Genomic DNA, 313 nt, shown 5'->3' on the forward strand with positions numbered 1-313 from the left:
AGGGGGTCTACCGCCTGAAAAGCGGCGCCCGGCTGGAAGACTTGATCGAAAAGGCAGGCGGACTGACCAAAAAGGCCGACCTGCAGGCCATCAACCGCAGCCAGCTGCTAAAAGACCAGGACAAGATCTATGTTCCTGCCAAAGGAGACGAGCCGCCGGCGGCTTCTGCAACCAGCTCGGCTTCTTCGCAGGCAACTTCGTCTTCAGCATTTTCCGCTTCGTCTTCAGCCTCGTCAGCTTCTTCTGCTTCCGGCGAGCTGATCAACATCAATACGGCTTCGGCCAGTGACTTGCAGAAGCTTAACGGAATCGG

At 57.2% G+C, this 313-nt stretch carries 1 protein-coding gene; it reads left to right on the forward strand.

Translation table 11 applies throughout. The features are described from left to right. Positions 1–313: SLBB domain-containing protein (locus tag lacNas_RS00090; protein ID WP_201346473.1), on the forward strand; the 313-nt coding region annotated here is incomplete at both ends.

The organism is Lactobacillus nasalidis (genome assembly GCF_016587775.1).
Taxonomy (GTDB): Bacteria; Bacillota; Bacilli; order Lactobacillales; family Lactobacillaceae; genus Lactobacillus; species Lactobacillus nasalidis.